This window comes from Peribacillus frigoritolerans, assembly GCF_001636405.1.
GTDB lineage: Bacteria > Bacillota > Bacilli > Bacillales > DSM-1321 > Peribacillus > Peribacillus frigoritolerans.
In genome coordinates, this window is sequence record NZ_KV440950.1 from 4494698 (window position 1) to 4515462 (window position 20765).

The window sequence follows — 20765 nt, forward strand, 5'->3', positions numbered from 1 at the left end:
TTATTTCCTCCTCTTTCGTTCTATGAATCTATTATATATTCATCAACCATTATGAGAATAGGGTGAAAAGTTATAATTAAACAAATATTCCATTATTTATTGATATATTTATCCTGTAGCTGATCACGCAATGCCCTTTTCAAAAACTTCCCAACGCCGGTTTTTGGGATTTCATCCAAAAAGACCACTTCATCCGGCAGCCACCATTTTGCAAACTGCAGTTTTAAAAATTCGATGATGTCTTCCTGGGACACTTGTCCCTTGTATGCCTCCTTCAAGACAACACAGGCGATCGGCCGTTCCTGCCACTTTTCGTGAGGCACTGCAATTACCGCCGCCTCAAAGATTCCTTCATGGGCCATTAAGGCATTCTCTATATCAACGGAAGATATCCATTCACCGCCGCTTTTAATCAAATCTTTAGTCCGGTCAACGATTTTCACGAATCCTTCTCCATCAATCGTGACTACATCTCCTGTATAAAGCCAGCCATCTTTAAACGTATCCCCTGACCGCTCATCCTTAAAATACTCATTGGCAATCCAAGGACCCCTAATCAGCAATTCTCCCATTTCTTTTCCATCAGGCTTCACTTCGCCATCCTTACCGATCACTTTAATTTCTATCATAGGCGAAACAAGGCCCTGCTTGGCCTTCAACTCATAAAGTTCTTCTTCAGGGAGGTCTTCCTGATAACTTTTGGGTTTCGATATAAATACGAGCGGGCTTGTTTCAGTCATTCCATATGCATGCAGGAATGGTATCCCATACTTTTGTTCAAAGGTTTTAATCATGCTTTTCGGAGCAGCCGACCCTCCGCATAAAACGGCACGAATACTGCTCGTATCATGGCTGCCTTCTTCCAGCTCCTTCAATAAGCCCAGCCATATCGTCGGAACCCCTGCTGCGATAGTAACCTTCTCCGTCTCTATAAGCTCCGCCAAAATCTTTGGGGTGAAATAGGGTCCTGGCAAAACCATCTTCGTTCCAAACCAAACACTGGCAAAAGGCATGCCCCAGGCATTCACGTGAAACATCGGCACGACAGGAAGGGCCACATCACGCTCGCTTATTGCTGTAGAATCGGCAAGCCCCAGTGCAATCGCATGCAGTAAAATTCCGCGATGCGAATAAACCACACCTTTGGGGTTCCCGGTCGTGGCGGACGTATAACATATGCCGGCAGGTGCATTTTCATCCAAGGTTTGGATGAATCGCTGTTTCGGATTTCCTTCGGCTAATAATTTTTCATAATGATAAATAGGTGAAAGGGTCGTTTCAGGCAGCTCATCTTTATCCGTCATAATGATATACCCTTCCACTGTCGTTAACTCATCTTTAATTGCTTCCAAAAGGGGGATGACATCCGGATCTATCAATAATAATCGATCCTCCGCACTATTGACGATATAAGAAACATGTTGAGGGGACAAACGCATATTGATTGTATGTAAGACAGCACCATGACAAGGAATCGCAAAATAAGCTTCTAAATGCCGATGATGGTTCCAGGCAAGCGTTCCAATACGGTCACCTGTTTGAATACCGAATTTTTCAAGATTACTGGTCAGCCTTCTTGTACGCTCAGCAATCTCAGCATATGTAAATGTGTGAATGCCACCATCCGTACGCGAAACTACCTCTTTCTTCGGAAAATATTTTTCAGCTCTCTCAATGATTTGAGTCATGATCAATGGAGTATCCATCATTACAATCTCCCCCTTATATTAAAAGCATGCTCATTATATATTCGACCAGAAAAAAAATAATCCTTTTTCCCTAGGTACCTTTTATGATTATTTTGAATCTGGCTATATTTGGATGATATTTTCAAATCAGTTTGACGGCAAAAAGCGGATTCAGAAAGGGAGCGGATTTCTGAAATCAACTGGAACGTTTTCTAAAAAAATGCAGGCTATCTCACACCGAATTATGTATAGGATCAGGTCCTTTAAGTTTTTTCCTGTACTCCTTATTCGATTGAAGAAATTTGCGACACTCCTGCCGAATTACTGGCAGGCCGAGACCCCAAAGGCGCTTGCGTCAAGGAGGCTTGGCAGACAGTCGGCGGAAAGGGAGCGGATTTGTGAAATCAAGCAGAAACATTTATTAAGAGCGGAATCTGAAAAGTTTTTTTAAACCATCTAAATCAAGTGGCGCTGTTCCATGACAATTTTTTATGTTTCTTTCTAGAAAAAAGAGGAAATAGTAAAGATACAATTATATTTAGAGGGAGCTCATTTATGGTAAATAAAATAAACGAAGAACTAGAAGCTTATTGTGCGAGTGAATATTCAAAGCTATCACGGGTAATTGTTTGTGAACCTCATTATATGGAGATCCGGGAGATCATTAACGAAACACAAAAAGAGTTTCAAGAAGAAAATATCGATCAAGCACTTGCCTTGGAGCAGCACGCACAATTTACAAAGGCTCTAGAACATGAAGGGATTGAAGTCATAAAACTTCCGCCTCAATTTACATATCCGGAACAAGTCTTTACGAGAGATATCGGTTTCACTCTTGGCGAAACCGTTTACGTAGCTGAGTTGGCAACAGGTATCAGGCAGGGTGAAGAACAAATATTGAAATCCTGGCTCGAAACGAATGGTATTTCATATTTCAACCTCCTAAAAAATCATATTGAGGGCGGGGATGTCCTTATTGACGGAAAAACCATCTATATTGGAATCAGTGAAAGAACGGATGAAACATCCGTCAAGCATCTTCAATCCTTATTACCGGAATACGAGGTCATTGCGGTTCCTTTCATTGAAACATTCCTTCATTTAGACTGTGTTTTCAATATCATATCACCGACAGAGGCGCTTATTTTTCCAGAGTCCTTTACAAAAAAAGAGATGGATTTATTAGCCTCACGTTATGACATGATTGAAGTGACGAAAGAAGAACAATTCACTTTAGGTACCAACGTTCTTTCGATTGGGAATAAAAAATTATTCAGTCTACCCTGTAATAAACAGGTAAATAGTCAGCTTCGTGAACGCGGATATGAAGTCATTGAAGTTGATATAAGCGAAATCATCAAGTCCGGTGGCTCTTTCCGTTGTTGCACCATGCCACTATTGAGGACAACAATAAAGAAGACTGATTCAGCCTGAGCAGAATGAAAGAAACCGGACTTGTATGGAAGTCCGGTTTCTTTCACCTTATTGTTGTCAAACATTAATTTTCAATGGAATTTGCGACCACCCCTTAGGCTGGCTGCATTATATAACTCTGATGATAGTCGGGCACATGAGAGTTCAAAAAATGCTTGTCTGGAAGTTTTTGAAAGTAAGGATCTCCTCTATACATCAATTAAGCAGTCTTAATATAATTTCAGAATCCTTTCTATTTAACTGTACATACTGGCTATGTTCATCCTTTGTCAATTCTACAATATTTTCATCAGTATTTACCCAAGCATAATATACGGAAATTCCACCTTCGTTTTTCTCATCATTAAAATAAAAGATGAAGTCCGCCTTAGAATGATCCTTCTCCAACGCGAATTCTTCCCAATCGGCATTCCTTACTATTTCTTTTGTTTTTTCTGTTTTCCCAATTTCTATCTTTTTTTTATATGCTTCGAATTTGTAGTGTTTACCTTCATATTTTTGAACGGAAATATGTTCTTGCTTTGTTGTGCAACCTGAAGCCAACGTTATCGATAATAAGCAAAGGCCAACAAGGAGCGGTTTCCTTTTCATTACATGTCAACTCCTTATACCCAAATGGATTAATTATCCAATACTTTCATTATACTAGTCCACGCAAAAGAGTAATAGGATTGTTTGTTGATTTTTTAACCTTTATCCCTTGGGCATATGTCCTTCAATGCATATATTCCGATTATTATTCAACAATTACACCCCTTAAAATGAAATAAACTGTAAATTGATAAGTCCCCCCTTTTTGAAAAGGCTTATCTAAAATTTGATAATATTGAAATATACTTGCTATAATTTTCATGAGTTGCGGTAAGTAATACAAGATTGAAAGGGGAATGTAAGAATGAATTATGTTAAAAATCAACTGACAGCCATGCGCAGCAATCTTTTAAAGGAAATTGAGGGAATCGATCCAGAGTTCATGGATGTACAGCCTGAAGGTTTTAATAATACAATCCATTGGCACATAGGACATGTCCTTACTGCAGCGGAAAAGTTTTTATTGAACTCCAGCAGTAATTTGCCAGAGAGTTACAGCCAGCTATTCGGATATGGTTCAAAACCAGCCAACTGGACCGGAGATGTACCTTCCGTTGAAATATTAAAGCAACAGTTGCATGAACAACTTGATCGACTTCTTGAAATTCCGGAAGAACGATTGACAGAAAAAACAGCACAGCCTTTCAACGGAATGGAAACAGTGGGAGAATTCATTAATTTTGTAGTCTTGCACGAAACCAATCATATAGGACAAATTCACGCAATGAAACTATTCATACAATCCAGAAACTGAGATTAACAAACTGTCGCTTTGTTTTTATTGAAATGGGAGTGGCAGTTTTTATTATTTAGGACGAAAATTTACAGTTTTGGTGCGTTTGCACGTACGTTTGGTGCAAACACTCGTGAATTTGGTGCAAATACTCGTGAATTTTAAGCTTTACTTGTGAATTTGGTGCAAATACTCGTGAATTTTAAGCTTTTACTCGTGAGTTTGGTGCAAATACTCGTGAGTTTTAAGCTTTTACTCGTGAGTTTGCAGCAAACACTTGTGAATAAAATTAAAAAAGGCCCCCGCTTTTTATAGCGTGGGCTTTCGTCTGTTCACCCGTAAAGCTGAGTAAACGCCTCTCAAGTCATCTGGTCCTGGTTATCCATATAATCACTGTATGCTTTTTCAGCTGAGGCTTCCGAAGTGAACAAAGCATCATCATCCTCGATCGTATGAAATGTATCGTTCAGGAACAAGGCAACTGCATTGGGATCTTTGGGGTGCGGAACAATTTCCGCTGCCCTGATATTCGAAACTGTAGGGACATGGGGATTATTATAAATCACAAACACCTCGTCACCGACCTGTACTTCTTTTGCATTGATTACACCCATTGAATTCTTCCTTTCCATTACTGATTTTCCTTTAGTTTATGGAAAGAAACTTATAATTATTTATGATAGATGACAGACCTCGCAAGCGGCGTTATCTGAATGGGGCCCCTTCAACAGAAGGAGCCCCGCCATTCACTTAAGCATATTCATTTTTTGTAAAAATTCGATTGGATGCTGTTTCCGGAAAAACTCCCTAAGCATATAGGCAACACCATCTTGATCATTGGAGCGCGTCACCCATTTTGCCACTTTCCGTACTTCCTCATCCGCATTGCCCATGGCAACTCCCAGACCAGAACCGGCAATCATATCCATATCATCCAATCCATCGCCAATCGAGACGATCTCCGTTCTTTTCACCTTTAAATGGTCCGCTAAATACAATACACCACTCCATTTAGATACACCCTTCGGAACGATTGTCAGTTTATGTCCTGGGTGTAAGACTGCATCCACCTCAGGGAACATTTCCTTTATCAATTTCAACATATCATTTCGAGCATTTTTTTCTGGAAATATAATGTCCATCTTCGTCGGGGCCATCGGCTGATCAATAAGCTCCTCACTGATATCATCCACATAATTTTGAGCATAAATATTTTGGTCATTCAAATACATAACCGATTTACCAAGCAAATTCTCCGGGAGGTTCACCCGATTGCCCAGCGAGTATTTTTCATGAATGAGCAATATTTGGCACGTGGTCTTTTCAAGCATTTGCACGAGCTCTGCAGTCAGTTCTTCTGATATTCTTTTTACCATTATCGGCTTTTCCATGGAAGCTCCGACAAAGGCTCCTTGCTGAGCAACGATCATCGGATTTATTTTTAGGGCTTTGGCCACTTTTTTTGCTGAGTGATAGTTTCTTGACGTCACAAGTGCAACATGGACGCCTTTTTGGTGAACATAATCTATTGCTTCTTTAGTCGATTTATTTAAACGGCCATTCGACTGGAGCAATGTCCCGTCGATATTGACCGCAAGTAGTCGATATACCATGCTGATCTCTCCCATCTGTTGTATCCTCTTTCAAAATTTATGACTAAAATTTCGAGAATAGAACAAATAGTGGTTCACGACCCTTGCACTTGTGCTTTCAGGGAACAAAAAACCCCCAACCATTATAGAAGGGAGTCTCCAACTGCTTATTGCTGTTGTTCAGGCAAGCCATATAAATCTTCAAGCGGCTTCATGATAATTTTATTTAGGTCTGCGATGACCATGCTCATCCGTTGTTCAGCTTCCATCAATTGTGAAATGGTTGGGTTTTGTTGGACAAGCTGTACCGTCTTTTGTGCTTGCTCAACCTCTTCCGGTGCAATCTCCTGTCCCATCATTTGCTTTTGCTGCAATGACATTTGCAGATTACGGAAGTTTTCAAACATTCCTTTTGTTGCTTCATCAGAATTCACCAGATCATATAAGCGTTGCAAATCGGCATATTCATTACTTGCCCTAATCGCCTTTTCCATTTCATACGCTGCATCATATACGTTACTCATTTATTTCCCCTCCCGGTAATCATTGTATTCCTACACCTTTTCCACTATAACAAATCCGATTGAGAATTACACGTCATCCTATTAAAACAGTTACGAAACCTTGAAATAAACCGATGATTCCACCAAGCAATGCCCCAAGGTATGTGATCATCGATAATTCCTTCTTAGTGATGGAAACGACCATTTCCTCAAGTCGGGACACCGAAAAGGACGAAACCTGTTCTTCCACGATATCGTCCAAATGCAGTTTTTGGAATAGCGGCTGGAAATGATTGATTACGTACTTGGCACCTTTTTCCACAAAAATCGGAACGCCCTTTTCCACAATGGTGTCCGAGAAATCGGCAGTCAATTCTCGAACCGGCTTATTCAGGATCGAAGCGACAGGCAGCATTACAGCCGTTTTTTCGGTAATCCATTGCTTTATCGTTTCTCTCCCGATCATTCCCTCGATTTTCTCTATATCCCATTTCTCGAGATTTTTCCACTCTTTCACCAATATCACTGACAATATATCAATCGTTCGCGATTGTTCAAAAAATTTAATGATTTCCGGCTGAATCTTATCAATTAACTTTTCGTTTCCAATGAACATCTGAAATAAATTGATCAGCTTGCCCCGTTCCTTGAAAAAATCATCCAACATGTCTTCAAGACGGCGTTTGCCTTCCGCACTGTCAAAATATTCTTTTCCCTTTTTCACGATGAAACGTGACAAATCAGGAATCGAGTCGAGGGCTTTTTGCTGAAGGTGCGGAGGGACGATATCTTTCAAGCTCTTGCTCATGTTCTCTTCCGACCATATTTCATATTTACCAAGAATGAATGTTTGTAATCGCTGTTCTAGCGTAAATGAAGAATTCTTCATTCCCAATTGATCAAGTAATTGAGCAGTACTTTTTTGTGTGGACAATGCTTTCTTTACTTCTGCCTGGACGAAAATTTTCATATTCTGTATAGAGGCATCATTGATGACTTTACTTTGAATGCTCTCTGGTGTGATTAAATGATCGACCACCAATTTGCCTAATTGTTTAGCTAACTCATCCTGCCGCTTAGGAATCAACCCTGGTGTCAACGGCAGCTGCTTCCCAAAAATATGGATTGGCTTATACGGTCTGAATAGCATTCTGATAGCCAATAAATTAGTGAAGCCACCTATTACTGCACCAACGACGACCATAAACAGTATCTTTAGCCAAAACTCACCCATGAAATTTCTCCTTTTATTGCTTGAAATAAAGGCTTTATGACACCTTCTAATTAAAAAATCATAGAATGTGTTATCCACATTTGCCCATCATTTAATTATTAAAGGATATCAAACTTAGTGCAAACGGGGAATTATTATGAATCTTAACCATCAGAAAGTTTACATTACGGTAAATCCCGCAGAGACTAGAAAGAAGGCGCTATTGTTTATCGAAGAAAAATTATTTGAGGAATGGGACCTTCAATTTGGAGAACCCGTATCGATAATGGCTGGATGCCGTTCCGTCCCGGTACTTGTCCAGCCATTCCCGTCATCCCAGCCTATATTGAAACTTTCATATGATATGAACCAAATTTTATCCTTGCCCGTTTTTTCCGATCCAATCTCCGTCTCATACCATGCGGATGAAAGATCAATTAAAATAGGCCCATTCTTCGCTTCACTCATGAACCAGACTCCCTTGCAAGACGGGTCATTCGGCGAGATGGAAAAATTTTATCAGGAAATGAAATCATATTGTAATCAGCAAGGCATCCCCTTCTATTTAGTTAAACTGCAGTCTCTTCAAGATGGGGTTGTGGAAGGCTACCTGCCAGGGCAAGGTGGCTGGAAAGCCTTGCCCCTCCCCATCCCTGATGTATTTTATAACCGGATACATTCGCGCAAACTTGAGCAATCGCCTTCTTTCAAGATGTTTAAAACTGAACTGGAGGAACGGTCGATTCCGATGTTCAACGGAAGGTTCCTCTCCAAACATGATGTACACGAACTACTGATCTTAGAGGATGAGCTATTGCCAAATTTACCAGAGACGATACTGTTCAACGAAAAGGAAACTTTCTTGACATTTATAGAAAAGCATTCGGTAATCTACTTTAAACCCACATCAGGAAGCCAAGGCAGGAATATTTGCAGATTAACGCAAGTAGCTGGAAATTGGAAAATCGAGCAATCCGGACATCTCCAGAATGTACATTTTGCTGATACGGATGAAAAGTTGTTTGAAACCTTAAAAAATTTTTCCAGAAAACGATCCTTCATTCTTCAAAAAGGGATTTCCCTATTCGAAACCGATCAGAGAAAGGTTGATTTCCGCATACTGCTTCACCGGAACGAACAGCTTGAATGGAAAGTTACATCAATGGTTGCCCGGATTGGGGACCCTGGTACTATTGTTTCCAATCTTGCACAAGGCGGATTGATGAAAAATGGGCCGGATTTTCTAAAAGAAGCATTTGAACTTCAGGACGCCAGCCGCATATATCAAAAGCTCGTACGGCTGGCTAAAAACACTGCACAGGCTTTAGTCGAAAACCTTGACGATTCATTCGGTGAGCTAGGGATCGATTTAGCACTGGATACCGATACCCATCCATGGATCATCGAAGTGAATTCAAAACCTTCGAAAAAATTTCAAGGCAACTATGAAACCTTTCGTCCATCAGTAAAATCAATCATAGATTTCATGCTTGCCCTTAACCGCGAAAACCATCCATAAAAGGAGTTGCTAGCACGTGTTAATAGGATTAATGGCCGCGTCGGATACTCATGAAAACAACTACTTCACCGAAATAGCCAAAACCGCTCAATCATTTAATATGAAAGTTTGCAAATTCTCACCGGAAAATATTGATATGGATCTGAAAAAAGTGAGGGGCGAGCGTTTTGATGCCGAGAACGAAACTTGGATCGCCACATCTTTTGATTTACCTAATTTTGTATATGATCGCTGTTTTCACGGTTTAGTCCGTGAGTCAACGGAAACGCGACACAAAATCGAGTGGTTAAAAGATAACTCGAATTTCTTAGGACTGGGCCTTCCTGGTAAGTGGGAAGTGTACCAAATCCTAAAAAACCATCCACACCTACAGGCATTTTTTCCAGAAACCGTACAAGTGACGACACCTGAAGATATTATAGGACATTTGGAACGTCTGGATAAAATCATCATCAAACCTGAATTCGGTGCAGGTGGTACAGGAATCTATCTCCTTTCAAAAACCGAAGACGGGACTTTGGTTTCCATGACGAAAAAGGGCACCAAATATGACCGCTCATTCTCCTCCAAATCTCAGCTTAACAAATGGCTGCAGCATTTATTAAATCGATACCGTTATCTTTGCCAGCCATATTTAGAACTTTGCACCCAAAATAATGAGCCATTCGATTTACGGATTTTACTTCAAAAAAACGAGAAGAATCAATGGATGGAACGGGGCCGCGGAATTCGTACGGGACAAAAAGACGGAATTACTTCAAATCTTGCTACAGGCGGGGAAGCCATTTCATTGGATAACTTCAACAAAAGAAACCCCGAAACGATTTCGATTGCTGTCGAACAAAAGATTCATCATATCCTTCGCACCCTGCCCGTTGAAACCGAAGCTGTCTTTGAAAGATTATTCGAGTTGGGAATTGATCTAGGCATCGATAAAAAAGGCCAAATATGGATAATGGACATTAACTCGAAGCCTGGTAGGAAAATCATTCAGGCACTACAGCCGGAGACCATGAAAGATATTCATCGAGCACCGTTTCAGTATAGCCAGTATTTAGCCGAACAGCTTCAGAAAGCAGGTGAATAGGAAGTGAGAAAGACTTATCCTGCCGAAATTGCCGCTATCCCTGGCAATGTTCTCTACTACCCTTCAGAGCTTGGAGATTTGGCAGAGATTGAATTAATTTATTTCGGACGGCATTCATGTCCTGCCATCGTCAAACAAAACCCGGCCGTCAATCAAAAAATCGTGCTATCGAAAAGTCTTGCGGAATCTCTACTATTCGATCATACCGATATTCCCCTTCATTTATTCATATACGGCAAGAGCATCCATATCGGACCGCTTGTCGGAATCTTTTCCTCAGGCTTCACGGGCATTTCGAACAAACCTTTAGGGGAGAGATCTGAATTTTTCGCAAAGCTCCTTTCGCTTAGCAAGACCACAGGCTGTATTCCCTTTGTTTTTGGAGAGAATGTAATCAATTGGGATGAGGAGACAATCAAAGGCTATGTATTTGATAAAGATGACTGGAACATTTATGAATTTCCTTTTCCTAATGTCATCTATGACCGGCTACCAAATCGGTTGACGGAAAACCGTGATGGACCTAAAGAAGTGAAGCAGAAATTCCAAAAAATATATACCATACCATGGTATAACCCCGGATTTTTCAATAAATGGGATGTAAATGAAAGGTTATGCGCAGATGAGCGGGCACTGCCTTATTTGCCGGAAACGTATCCATTTCAATCCATATCCGTGGTGGAAACCCTTCTTTCCCATTACCGGCAAGTTTATATAAAGCCCATTCACGGCAGCCTCGGTCTAGGGATTCACCAAATTCTTTATGATAAGCATGAGAATGTTTACTATTGCCGCTATACAAACGAAGCAAAAGAAAATAAACTGCAACGGTTTTCAACATTGGAATCTATCGTTAAACACATTTTTCACGACCGCCCGCTCGAGAATCTGATCGTGCAGCAGGGCATCCCATTAATTCGATCTGAAAAACGTCCAGTGGATTTCCGGGTCCATACGAACAAGGACAGTAATGGAAAATGGCAGGTGACCGCGATTGCCGCAAAAATCGCCGGCGCCGGCAGCGTCACGACCCATATTAAAAGCGGGGGTGTCATCAAAACGGTTGCCGAACTGTTTGGAGATGACGATGTGGCGACAGAAGTCGAAGGAAAGCTATCGGAAGCCGCACTGATTTTAAGTGACAGTATAGAAAAGAACTTGGACGGCATCATCGCAGAAATAGGATTTGATTTTGGATTGGATAAAAAAGGGCAGGTTTGGATGTTTGAAGCCAATTCCAAGCCTGGACGTTCCATCTTCTCCCATCCAAAACTCAAGGATTTCGAATTGCTGACCAGAAAGCTAAGCCTTGATTATGCCATTTATCTTACGGAACAGACGATTACAAAATCAATCAGAGTGCCGCAATGAACATTTTTTATGATATCCCCACTGAAAATTGGCACCACACTCATGAGAATGCGGAACTTTTCGCCGGCTCTGCCGAAGAAGAAATCAGCTATAAAAAGAACCATTCGAATCAACCTCTAATTCCAATCACAATATTTCCGGGTAACCGGATGCTTACCATCGGAATTTTAACTGTTTCCAATCCCAAAAAGGAATCAGGTTTGGGTGGAAACCTGACCCTTTTTCGGGACTTATCATTATATTTATTGCAACATGGAATATTGGCGTATGTATTCACAGGAAATGCCCTTCATTCCGAGTCGATGAAAGGGTATCTTTTTTCCTCCATTTCAAACAAGTGGATTGAATGTAAGGTGCCCTTCCCTGACATCGTCTATAACCGTATCCCCTGGAGGAGCTATGAGGCGTCAGAGGAATTCCAACATCTTATCACACATTTTAAAGATTACCGAATGACTCTATTCAACCCCTGTTTTATAGATAAATATGTGATGTTCGAAGCATTAACTGAAGATGGATCCCTCACCAACCACCTTCCGCCCACCATGGTCTTACGAAACAGCGGTTGCCTTGATTCTTTCCTGGAGACATACAGGCATATATACCTTAAGCCATGCAAAGGAAGCCAAGGGAAGGGCATTTATACCATTATCAAAAATGATGATGATACCCTATTGTTCAATAGCTTAAAGCATAGTGAGTCCTTCCCTGATTTTGCTTCCTTCTGGGATACAAAAAAAAGGGATTTATTAAAAAGGAGCTATCTTGCTCAACAGGCGATCATACCAAAAAAACTCTTTGGACATCGTTATGATTACCGGATTCTCGTCCATTATGAAAAAGGTTTTTATAAAGTGACCGGCAAAGCGGTAAGGATGTCGCAAACTCAGGAAATCACCACCCACACTCCCCGAGGCGGAAAGCTTTTTCCTTATCAGGACATTAAATCAAAAAACCTGGATCTAAAATTAGCGAACATTGCCCAAAAATGCGGAGAGATACTTTCAAAAAAGATCGGGTTTCTCGGAGAGTTTTCCATTGATATAGGGGAAGACGAATCGGGCTCGCTTTTCATATACGAAGTGAACTCAAAGCCGATGCAATTCGATGAAGAAGAAATTGAAACAAACAGGCTTTTGCATTTAAAAAATCTTTTCATTGAATTAACTTTTCCCAACCTGAAAAGAAAATAACACCTCCAGCTGCCGTTTTCCATTATAATCGAATGAGAAACAGTATATATGGAGGTAATACATATGATCACTCATTTTCAATGGGAACCATTGCATAAGAATCTGCCAGGATGGAAAATTTCCTTTTATTTCAACAAGCAGGCAGTCAAAGCCTTGTATCATAAAGATGGATCCATCGAGTGGACAGCCAATCCGCCTTCCGAAACAGATGAAACTAAACTCAAAAGCATGATACATGACCTAATGATCTTCCATGTATATGAATGAAACCCCTTTACATTCATGAAATCGCTTAACAGAATAAAAAAAACTCCTTTGCCTAAACTAAAGAAAAGGCTAGGAGGGATTTCTTTTGGATAAAGAAAAAATGACATTTTTGAAGGATACCGAATATGATGGCAAGGACTCCGTTTACCTGGATATCGACCGTATCATCAATGAAGGAATGGCGGGCGGAAATGTGTATGAAGTCGCTAACCTTCAGAACATCGAAGAAGCACATGATTTTTATGATGAAACAGATCCCAATGTCAATAAATGAATAATGTGGGCTCTCTTATGGAGAGCTCTCTTTTATATCAGTCAGACCGTTAAACGGATAGCATTCAAATAGTCCCATTCTCCCTCGCACTTAAAATATTTTCGTTTAATATCGATGTAATGATATGCTCTGAATCCCATTCATGCCCAGATATCTCGATAAGGGGATAGCGATTCGGTAAAACGACCTGCTGGATTTCATGAACGGTCAGCCCTTGAGAATGCAAGCGTAAAATTTCCCCTTGGAGGTTTTCCAGATAATCCAGTTTTTTTCGAAACATCTCCTTCCCATCAGGAACATGCCCAGCATGACAGCAAAACACTTCCCCGAAGTCATATTGAAGCAATCTTTTTATGGAATCGATGATCACCGGGACAGACTCTTCCCGTAAGACAAGCTTTGTTTTTGGGGTTACGAAAAGGTCTCCTGAAAAAAGCACGCCATTATCGTGATTCAAATACACCATATGGTCCTTTGCATGACCTGGGGTAAAAATCGGCTCCCACGTTTGGGTACGGGAATGAATGGCCTTCCCTAGCGGCTCAGCTTTAAAGGCGTCTCTCTTTCCCCAGAAAATTTTGCGATATTCAGGATATTCAGCATCCTTTGCACAAACCTCAACCGACATCGGGTGAATGAAAAGAGGGACCTTTTTATGTTCCTTTATCCAGGCAGCGCCCCCCGTATGGTCTTCATGATAGTGAGTCAGGGCCACTGAGTCGAAGTCTGCGGATTCATAGAATGGAATAAGCTCTTCCAATAAAATCTGTGCGCCAGTATCTATCAATAGGCCATCCGTTAAAAAGACATACACACTCATCCCCCCCTTGTTCCCGCCAGGAGTCCCATGCACGCAAACCACATCATTTATCGTCTTGATCTCTATCATTCGGTTTCCTCCCCATCATTGTACAAAAATAGTTTTACCTTCCTTTTTTTAACTTTATTATAATAAATGTAGTACCACTTTACCATTTTGACAAGGAAATATTGGAATAAATAGCCTCGATGAAAATGCTGGATTATTGCATAATAGCCCATTTTCCATGAATCGTTTTAACGGACCGTACCAATTTTAATGACAAAAAAATAAAAGAAACGATTGACATTGCCGGATTTTACAAATAATATAGATTATATTATAAAACTTGAAATATTCTAAAATAATAATTTACTTATCAAGAGTGACGGAGGGATCAGGCCCTGTGATGTCCGGCAACCGCCCTTAGGGAACGGTGCCAATTCCTGCAGAATGATTGCATTCTGAAAGATAAGCCGAGATATGATTTCGCTGCCTCTTTCTGAATGATAGAGGCAGCTTTTTTAATGTTTAAGGGGGAAAGCTCATGATTGAAATCCGTTCAATCCGAAAGGAATACGTCTCGAAGAAAAACCGAGTTATCGGAGTGGATAACGTATCTTTGACCATTCAAACTGGTGAAATATATGGAATTGTCGGCTACAGCGGAGCTGGAAAAAGCTCATTACTCCGCTGCTTGAATTTGCTTGAACGTCCGACAGGTGGAAATATCATTATCGACGGCATTGATTTAACCTCTTTATCTAGCAAAGAGCTTCGTAAACAACGCCAAAAAATCGGAATGATATTCCAGCACTTTTCCCTGGTCAGTTCAAAAACCGTTTATGAAAATGTCGCTTTCGCCTTAAGGGCCGCGCATCGATCGAAGGACGCGACTAAGTTACGTGTATTGGAATTGTTGGAAATCGTAGGGCTCAGCGATAAGAAAGATGTCTATCCTGCACAGCTTAGCGGTGGACAGAAGCAACGGGTCGGCATAGCTCGCGCGTTAGCAAATGAACCCACTGTACTATTATGTGATGAAGCGACTTCAGCCCTTGATCCAACAACTACAAAAGCGATTTTACAGTTATTGAAAAAGATAAGCAGTGAGCTTGGTATCACCATCGTGTTGATTACACATGAAATGGAAGTGGTCAAAGAACTATGCCACCGAGTCGCCGTGATGCAGGATGGCCGGGTAATTGAAGAAGGACCCGTTTATGAAATATTTTCACAGCCCAAACAGGAATTAACGAAGCAATTCATTAGCAGTGTACTGGATTTCGAACTCCCTTCGCACTTGATTGATGAAAGTGAAGGGACGATTATTAAAATCCAATTCGAAGGGCAAACCGCCGGTGAGTCGATTCTTTCGGATACTCTCCAATCCCATGCAGTAAAGGGGAATATTTTACACGGTAAAATTGAGTATATCCAGGATGTTCCTTTAGGCATTTTAATCATCGAGTTAATTGGCGATGCCGTCCAAATCCATTCGGCATTGGAATATATAAAAAATCGTTCCAGTTCTGTGGAGGTGTTAAAACATGTCACTGCTTAATCCCATCGTCAATATTTTACCTGATCTTAATAAAGCCTTTCTTGAAACGATTTATATGGTCGGCGTTTCTCTTGCAGTAGCCCTGCTGATCGGTTTACCGCTTGGAGTATTGCTATTTACAACAACCAGGAATTTATTTTTTGAAAGTGGCATCGTGAATCGATCTCTCGGTTTCGCAGTCAATATTGTCCGTTCAATCCCGTTCATCATTCTCTTGGTCGCCCTCCTTCCTTTAACGGACCTACTTACGGGATCGACGATAGGGCCAAGAGCAGCTTCTGTTTCCCTGTCCGTATCCGCAATCCCTTTTTTTGCAAGGATTGTTGAAACGGCATTACGTGAAATAGACAGAGGAGTGATTGAAGCTGCAATTGCCGTAGGTGCCACTCCATGGATGATCATTAAGGATGTACTTCTTCCAGAGGCAAAACCGGGAATTATTCAAGGACTGACATTAACGACCATTTCGCTAATCGGTTACTCAGCAATGGCTGGGACAATCGGCGGTGGCGGAATTGGCGACCTGGCAATCCGGTACGGATATTACCGATATGACAACACAGTCATGATCACGACGATCGTCGTGCTGATCTGCCTTGTGCAACTCATTCAAATGGTTGGTGATAAAGTTTCATACATAGTTAACAAGCGATAGGATCAATCATTTTTTTAAATGACTCAATACATTTCATTACTCAGGAGGAATTTCAAATGAAGAAAATAGCTTCGTTATTATCAGTCTGTGCACTTGCACTCGGCTTGGCAGCATGCGGGAGCGATGATGCATCCCCAAATACTGAAGACAAAAAAGAATTGAAGATCGGGGCGACTACCGGGCCGTACGCCGATATGGTTAAGGAGGCCATCAAACCAGGTCTGGAAGATCTCGGATACAAAATAGAGATCGTCGAATTCACCGACTATATCCAGCCGAATAAGTCGCTTGGCAACAACTCGATCGACGCCAACCTTTTCCAGCATAAAGTGTACATGGATAACTTCGCTAAAGAAAATGATTTAAAGCTTTCCGACCTTATCATAGTTCCAACAGCGCCAATGGGCATATATTCTAATAAGTATAATTCATTGAAAGAAGTGAAAGACGGTACATCCCTTGCAGTGCCCAATGATCCGGTTAACCTGGCACGTGCACTAAAAGTGCTGGTGGATGAAGGGTTGATTGAAGTCGATCCAAATGTCGACCCTTTAAAAGTATCTGAAAAGGATGTAACGAAAAATCCAAAAAACATCCAGCTAAAACCATTGGAATCCGCTCAGCTGCCCCGCGCAACAGACAGCGTTGACCTATCGGCGGTCCCTGGCAACTTTGCTCTTGCAGCGAAAATGGACCTCAAGGATGCCCTAGTTTTAGAAAGCATGCCGGATATGTATCGAAACGTTGTTGCAGTGAATACAAAAGATGTAGACGCTCAATTTGCCAAGGATATTAAATCTGTAGTGGAATCCGACCAGTTTGAAAAAGTGATCGATGACAAATTTGCCGGATTCGGAAAACCAGACTGGATGAATTGATCAAATAATCAAGGCCTGCTTCCCCTTTACCGGGAACAGGCCTTTCATTAAGGAGAGCAAATATGAATACCTTACTGGAGGTCCGCAGCGGCCCCGCTTATTACGCCTGTAAAGCAAATGTCCTTGAAAACCTGGAAGTGAAACTGTGTAGAGGGAACATTCGTAAAGTGCTCGTTATTCATGGACAAAAATCCTGGGAAGTTACTGAACCCTTCTTTCCTTCCTTAGAAAATATTGAGACGATCTTTTTCACATACGGCGGGGAATGCAGTGACCCGGAAATTGACCGCGTCATGAAGGCAGCTCTTGAACATGGTGCTGATGCCTTAATTGGCATTGGCAGCGGTAAGTTGCTCGACCTCGCCAAATCGGCCGGAAACTTGCTTCAAAAGGAGATCATCCTCATTCCAACCTTGGCTTCCACCTGTGCTGCCTGGACACCGTTGAGTGTCATTTATGATGATAATGGTTCATATGTCCGTTATGATATTCATGAAAAAAGCACTTGGATGTTATTGATCGAACCAGGAATTCTTCTTAATTCGCCGATTAACTATTTACGTGCTGGAATCGGCGATACATTGGCGAAATGGTACGAGGGCAATGCACTGGCCGAAAAGCTTGCCGCCAAGTCCGTTTGTATTGAATTGGCCCATCTGGCCGCAAGGCAATGCCAGGAAGTTTTATTGACATATGGCGAGGAAGCCTTAGCTGATTTGGAAAAAGGGAAATGGACAGATGCGCTGCAGCGTGTAATTGAAACGAACATCATCACAAGTGGTCTTGTTGGTGGGTTTGGCAGCCAGTACTTGCGCGTAGCCGGTGCCCACTCCATTCATAATGGCATGACTTCCATCACCCAAGCGCATCATTTACTTCACGGGGAAAAAGTTGCATATGGCATTTTAGTCCAGCTTGTGCTAGAAGGGAAATTCTCGGAAATCAAACAATTGCTGCCCATCTACCGGGTGCTTAAATTGCCGATGACATTGCTTGATATTGGCCTGACTGCTGAACATAAGGCGGAACTTCAACAGATTGCAGCCCACTCTGTCAAAGAAGGTGAAGACATCCATCTTCTTTTCCCTGATATCAACAAGGAAAAAGTGGCAGCCGCCATGGAAAACCTTGAAATCCTTACAAACCATGCAAGCCCTTCCTAAAAAAGCGATGGGGTTTTGACCCCATCGCTTTTTTTGATTCCTCATTGTATAAAATCATCCTTTCCACCGAGCATACATAATGTGCCATTAATACTTCAGTATAATAAAAGAAGGTCTCAACCTACTGTCTGTTTCCATAATCCAAGAAGATCGCTTTCATGTTGTCTGTGCATGCCTGCTTTTCTATCGGCGGATTCCGGACGGCCCTTTTCCCAATTCCATATATCTTCGAGAGTTTCTGATAGGGGACGGAATGTTAGTCCATTATTGATTGCTTTATCATTGTCGACAGCCAAAAACCCATTCAAAGGTTCCTTACCTCCTGGTAAAGGGAATTCTTCCGGTATCCATAAAGGCATTTCTCCCCACGGCTCTACTTTATTGTCATTTAAAAATTTTTCAGAGACCCATGTAAAGGCAGCATTACTTCTTGTTACCTTTTTGCAGCCTTCAAGTATTTGCCCCATAGTCAGTGTGTATTCTGGCCCAACGGCATTATACGTACCTGTCACGCCTTTTTCCATCATTTGGATGATCCATTGAGCCAAGTCCCTTGCATCGATAATTTGGATTGGACGTCCAGGGCGTCCAGGCGCTAAAACTTCTCCCCCTTCCGCTATTCTTTTAAGCCAGTACGGCAATCGGTCAGTGTAATCATATGGACCTACTATTTGCCCGGCACGAATTGACAAGACTTTCCCCGGCAGTTCTTTTTCAGCTGCTTTTTCGCTTAATGATTTTAACGGTCCATAATATTCACCGTATATCGGTCCAGCCGTTCCGCGGGTTATTTCTTCTGCTTTATCATCATTTAGTGCATGAACCTCTCCATTTTCATCAATACCTGGTTCGGTTGGATCACTATAAACCGAGATGCTTGAAATATATGTATAATGTTTAACTTGATTAAGCAATCGGCAAGATTTCGATACAGTTCGAGGGATAAAGCCTGATGTATCAATGACTGCATCCCACTGTCTTCCTTTCAGCATTTCAAGATCTCCGTCGCGGTCCCCTTTTAACTGTTCTATTTCGGGGAAAACATAAGGGTCGTTTCCACGATTAAAAAGTGTGACATCATGCCCCTTCTCTATTGCAGCTTTTGCTATATATCGGCCTAAAAACCGTGTACCACCCAATATTAAAATGTTCATGGATCTCCTCCTCTTAAACGGTATTCCATAAAGCATACGCAATACCCTCTCCTAAAATTAATAATACTTGCACCTTTTCTTTGGTTTTCCCTTCTCGGAAAAACTAAAGATATCCTAATCTTTTGAACTTTATTCTTTTTCGCTATAATGATATGGAAAGGGAGAAAGAAGGTGGAACCGATGCTTGAAAATCTTATACAAAAATTCCCGAACGCTCTTACCAATAAAAAGGATACTGATGATATTTCTAATTATGTTTGGTTCGAAGACTTCAGAAGTATACTTGGTATTCCCCGTTCAGAAATCACAGCAGAAGAAATCCGTTTATTGGAACTGCTTTTTGTTCCTTCCATAAACCCAAATAACCTCAATGCACATCCAGGCTCATCATGGAAAAATTTTTTATCCGAACCGAATGCACCATTGCCTTTAACGAGCTGGGAGAATGTTCGATTCCTTCATTTCAAGTTGACTCATGCTGATTTTTCCAACTCCGATTTTGAAGGGGCCTTCCTCGCTTTCGTTCCATCTGACGCAGCTATTATTTGGGAAAATGAAACGGCAGGCGTCTTAATTGAACCGGACAAGGATGAACCATTATCAAATAAAGAACTGATCGCCATTACTTCCACACTTGAAAGTGACTTTTATGTAAAGACCCGTATGTTCACCGGGCGCTTTCACCCTGTAGATCAAGACCTTCGCCATCACTGGACTCAGGAGAAAAAGTGTTTTGAAGTGGCACAGGTGCATCTGCCGGATATAAAAGTGGCTGATTTGGCAGACATCATCCCATACTCATTAATAAATGATCCATCCTTTAAGAATGCAAATTGGTTTATCAATGAAATTCTTGGCAAGACCAAGCAGGATACTGAGCTTATCAAAACGGTTAAAACGTATATCGAATGTAACTCCAATGCCACTTTTGCCGCCAAACAGCTTTATATACATCGGAACAGCTTACAATACCGAATCGATAAATTCTCTGAAAAAACTGGTCTCGATATTAGAAACTTCCGTCATGCCCTTACTGCATACTTGATACTTTTACTGAATGATTAATTTCCAATGTAAGCACTTTTTT

General features: G+C 41.3%; 22 protein-coding genes and 1 riboswitch. Of the genes, 13 read left to right on the plus strand and 9 right to left on the minus strand.

What is annotated here, in order from left to right; translation table 11 throughout:
- Positions 1-92 precede the first annotated feature (92 nt).
- Positions 93-1709 carry a long-chain fatty acid--CoA ligase gene (locus A6755_RS21235; protein ID WP_063591874.1) on the minus strand — a complete coding sequence of 539 codons (1617 nt, stop codon included), beginning with the start codon at positions 1707-1709 and terminating at the stop codon, positions 93-95.
- A gap of 534 nt (positions 1710-2243) precedes the next feature.
- Here A6755_RS21235 and A6755_RS21245 point away from each other — a divergent pair.
- Positions 2244-3122 (plus strand): dimethylarginine dimethylaminohydrolase family protein, encoded by an 879-nt coding sequence (locus tag A6755_RS21245; protein WP_174878750.1) that lies wholly within the window; start codon positions 2244-2246, stop codon positions 3120-3122.
- A gap of 195 nt (positions 3123-3317) precedes the next feature.
- Here the strand turns inward: A6755_RS21245 and A6755_RS21250 are convergent, their stop codons facing one another.
- The gene (locus A6755_RS21250; RefSeq protein WP_034314734.1) at positions 3318-3713 is read right to left on the minus strand and encodes a hypothetical protein; all 396 of its coding nucleotides are present in this window, start codon (positions 3711-3713) and stop codon (positions 3318-3320) included.
- A 304-nt stretch (positions 3714-4017) separates the two neighbouring features.
- Between A6755_RS21250 and A6755_RS21255 the strand changes: the two genes are divergently transcribed.
- Positions 4018-4467 (plus strand): DinB family protein, encoded by a 450-nt coding sequence (locus A6755_RS21255; protein ID WP_063591876.1) that lies wholly within the window; start codon positions 4018-4020, stop codon positions 4465-4467.
- A 338-nt stretch (positions 4468-4805) separates the two neighbouring features.
- On the opposite strand, the gene A6755_RS21260 is transcribed toward A6755_RS21255, so the two are convergent.
- The 5 genes from A6755_RS21260 to A6755_RS27250 form a co-directional block, all read right to left on the minus strand.
- The gene (locus A6755_RS21260) at positions 4806-5078 is read right to left on the minus strand and encodes a transcriptional regulator SplA domain-containing protein (protein ID WP_222620128.1); all 273 of its coding nucleotides are present in this window, start codon (positions 5076-5078) and stop codon (positions 4806-4808) included.
- 114 nt (positions 5079-5192) lie between these two features.
- On the minus strand, positions 5193-6059 hold the full coding sequence (locus A6755_RS21265) for a Cof-type HAD-IIB family hydrolase (RefSeq protein WP_034315523.1): 867 nt from the start codon (positions 6057-6059) through the stop codon (positions 5193-5195).
- Between the two features lie 146 nt (positions 6060-6205).
- Positions 6206-6562 carry a YlbF/YmcA family competence regulator gene (locus A6755_RS21270; protein WP_034314741.1) on the minus strand — a complete coding sequence of 119 codons (357 nt, stop codon included), beginning with the start codon at positions 6560-6562 and terminating at the stop codon, positions 6206-6208.
- 73 nt (positions 6563-6635) lie between these two features.
- Positions 6636-7775 (minus strand): DUF445 domain-containing protein, encoded by a 1140-nt coding sequence (locus A6755_RS21275; protein ID WP_063591877.1) that lies wholly within the window; start codon positions 7773-7775, stop codon positions 6636-6638.
- A 240-nt stretch (positions 7776-8015) separates the two neighbouring features.
- Positions 8016-8222 (minus strand): hypothetical protein, encoded by a 207-nt coding sequence (locus A6755_RS27250; protein ID WP_174878751.1) that lies wholly within the window; start codon positions 8220-8222, stop codon positions 8016-8018.
- Positions 8223-8259: 37 nt separating this feature from the next.
- Here A6755_RS27250 and A6755_RS21280 point away from each other — a divergent pair, with 37 nt between their 5' ends.
- From A6755_RS21280 to A6755_RS21305, 6 genes are all read left to right on the plus strand, one after another.
- Positions 8260-9273 (plus strand): YheC/YheD family endospore coat-associated protein, encoded by a 1014-nt coding sequence (locus A6755_RS21280; protein ID WP_174878752.1) that lies wholly within the window; start codon positions 8260-8262, stop codon positions 9271-9273.
- 16 nt (positions 9274-9289) lie between these two features.
- A complete protein-coding gene (locus tag A6755_RS21285) occupies positions 9290-10360 on the plus strand; it encodes a YheC/YheD family endospore coat-associated protein (protein ID WP_063591879.1) in 1071 nt (356 codons plus the stop codon).
- Between the two features lie 3 nt (positions 10361-10363).
- On the plus strand, positions 10364-11731 hold the full coding sequence (locus A6755_RS21290; protein ID WP_063591880.1) for a YheC/YheD family endospore coat-associated protein: 1368 nt from the start codon (positions 10364-10366) through the stop codon (positions 11729-11731).
- Entirely contained in the window at positions 11728-12924 is a 1197-nt protein-coding gene (locus A6755_RS21295) for a YheC/YheD family endospore coat-associated protein (protein WP_034314748.1), read from the plus strand. The genes A6755_RS21290 and A6755_RS21295 overlap by 4 nt, the downstream gene beginning before the upstream one ends.
- 63 nt (positions 12925-12987) lie before the next feature.
- Positions 12988-13191 (plus strand): YheE family protein, encoded by a 204-nt coding sequence (locus A6755_RS21300; RefSeq protein ID WP_034314751.1) that lies wholly within the window; start codon positions 12988-12990, stop codon positions 13189-13191.
- 85 nt (positions 13192-13276) lie between these two features.
- Positions 13277-13465 carry a hypothetical protein gene (locus tag A6755_RS21305; RefSeq protein ID WP_034314753.1) on the plus strand — a complete coding sequence of 63 codons (189 nt, stop codon included), beginning with the start codon at positions 13277-13279 and terminating at the stop codon, positions 13463-13465.
- A gap of 64 nt (positions 13466-13529) precedes the next feature.
- Here the strand turns inward: A6755_RS21305 and A6755_RS21310 are convergent, their stop codons facing one another.
- Positions 13530-14354 (minus strand): MBL fold metallo-hydrolase, encoded by an 825-nt coding sequence (locus A6755_RS21310; protein WP_063591881.1) that lies wholly within the window; start codon positions 14352-14354, stop codon positions 13530-13532.
- Between the two features lie 283 nt (positions 14355-14637).
- Positions 14638-14742, plus strand: a riboswitch (SAM riboswitch).
- A 69-nt stretch (positions 14743-14811) separates the two neighbouring features.
- Between A6755_RS21310 and A6755_RS21315 the strand changes: the two genes are divergently transcribed.
- From A6755_RS21315 to A6755_RS21330, 4 genes are all read left to right on the plus strand, one after another.
- Positions 14812-15828: a methionine ABC transporter ATP-binding protein gene (locus A6755_RS21315; protein ID WP_048687407.1), complete on the plus strand. Its 1017-nt coding sequence runs from the start codon at positions 14812-14814 to the stop codon at positions 15826-15828.
- Entirely contained in the window at positions 15815-16483 is a 669-nt protein-coding gene (locus tag A6755_RS21320; RefSeq protein ID WP_063591882.1) for a methionine ABC transporter permease, read from the plus strand. The genes A6755_RS21315 and A6755_RS21320 overlap by 14 nt, the downstream gene beginning before the upstream one ends.
- Before the next feature lie 56 nt (positions 16484-16539).
- Positions 16540-17361 carry a MetQ/NlpA family ABC transporter substrate-binding protein gene (locus tag A6755_RS21325; RefSeq protein ID WP_063591883.1) on the plus strand — a complete coding sequence of 274 codons (822 nt, stop codon included), beginning with the start codon at positions 16540-16542 and terminating at the stop codon, positions 17359-17361.
- A gap of 62 nt (positions 17362-17423) precedes the next feature.
- Positions 17424-18524, plus strand: a complete 1101-nt coding sequence (locus A6755_RS21330) for an iron-containing alcohol dehydrogenase family protein (RefSeq protein WP_063591884.1) — start codon at positions 17424-17426, stop codon at positions 18522-18524.
- A gap of 116 nt (positions 18525-18640) precedes the next feature.
- Here A6755_RS21330 and A6755_RS21335 read toward each other — a convergent pair whose 3' ends face one another.
- On the minus strand, positions 18641-19678 hold the full coding sequence (locus A6755_RS21335; protein WP_063591885.1) for an NAD-dependent epimerase/dehydratase family protein: 1038 nt from the start codon (positions 19676-19678) through the stop codon (positions 18641-18643).
- Positions 19679-19858: 180 nt separating this feature from the next.
- On the opposite strand from A6755_RS21335, the gene A6755_RS21340 reads away from it, so the two are divergent.
- Positions 19859-20743, plus strand: coding sequence for a PucR family transcriptional regulator (locus tag A6755_RS21340; RefSeq protein ID WP_174878753.1), 885 nt, complete (start codon positions 19859-19861; stop codon positions 20741-20743).
- Positions 20744-20765: the final 22 nt, after the last annotated feature.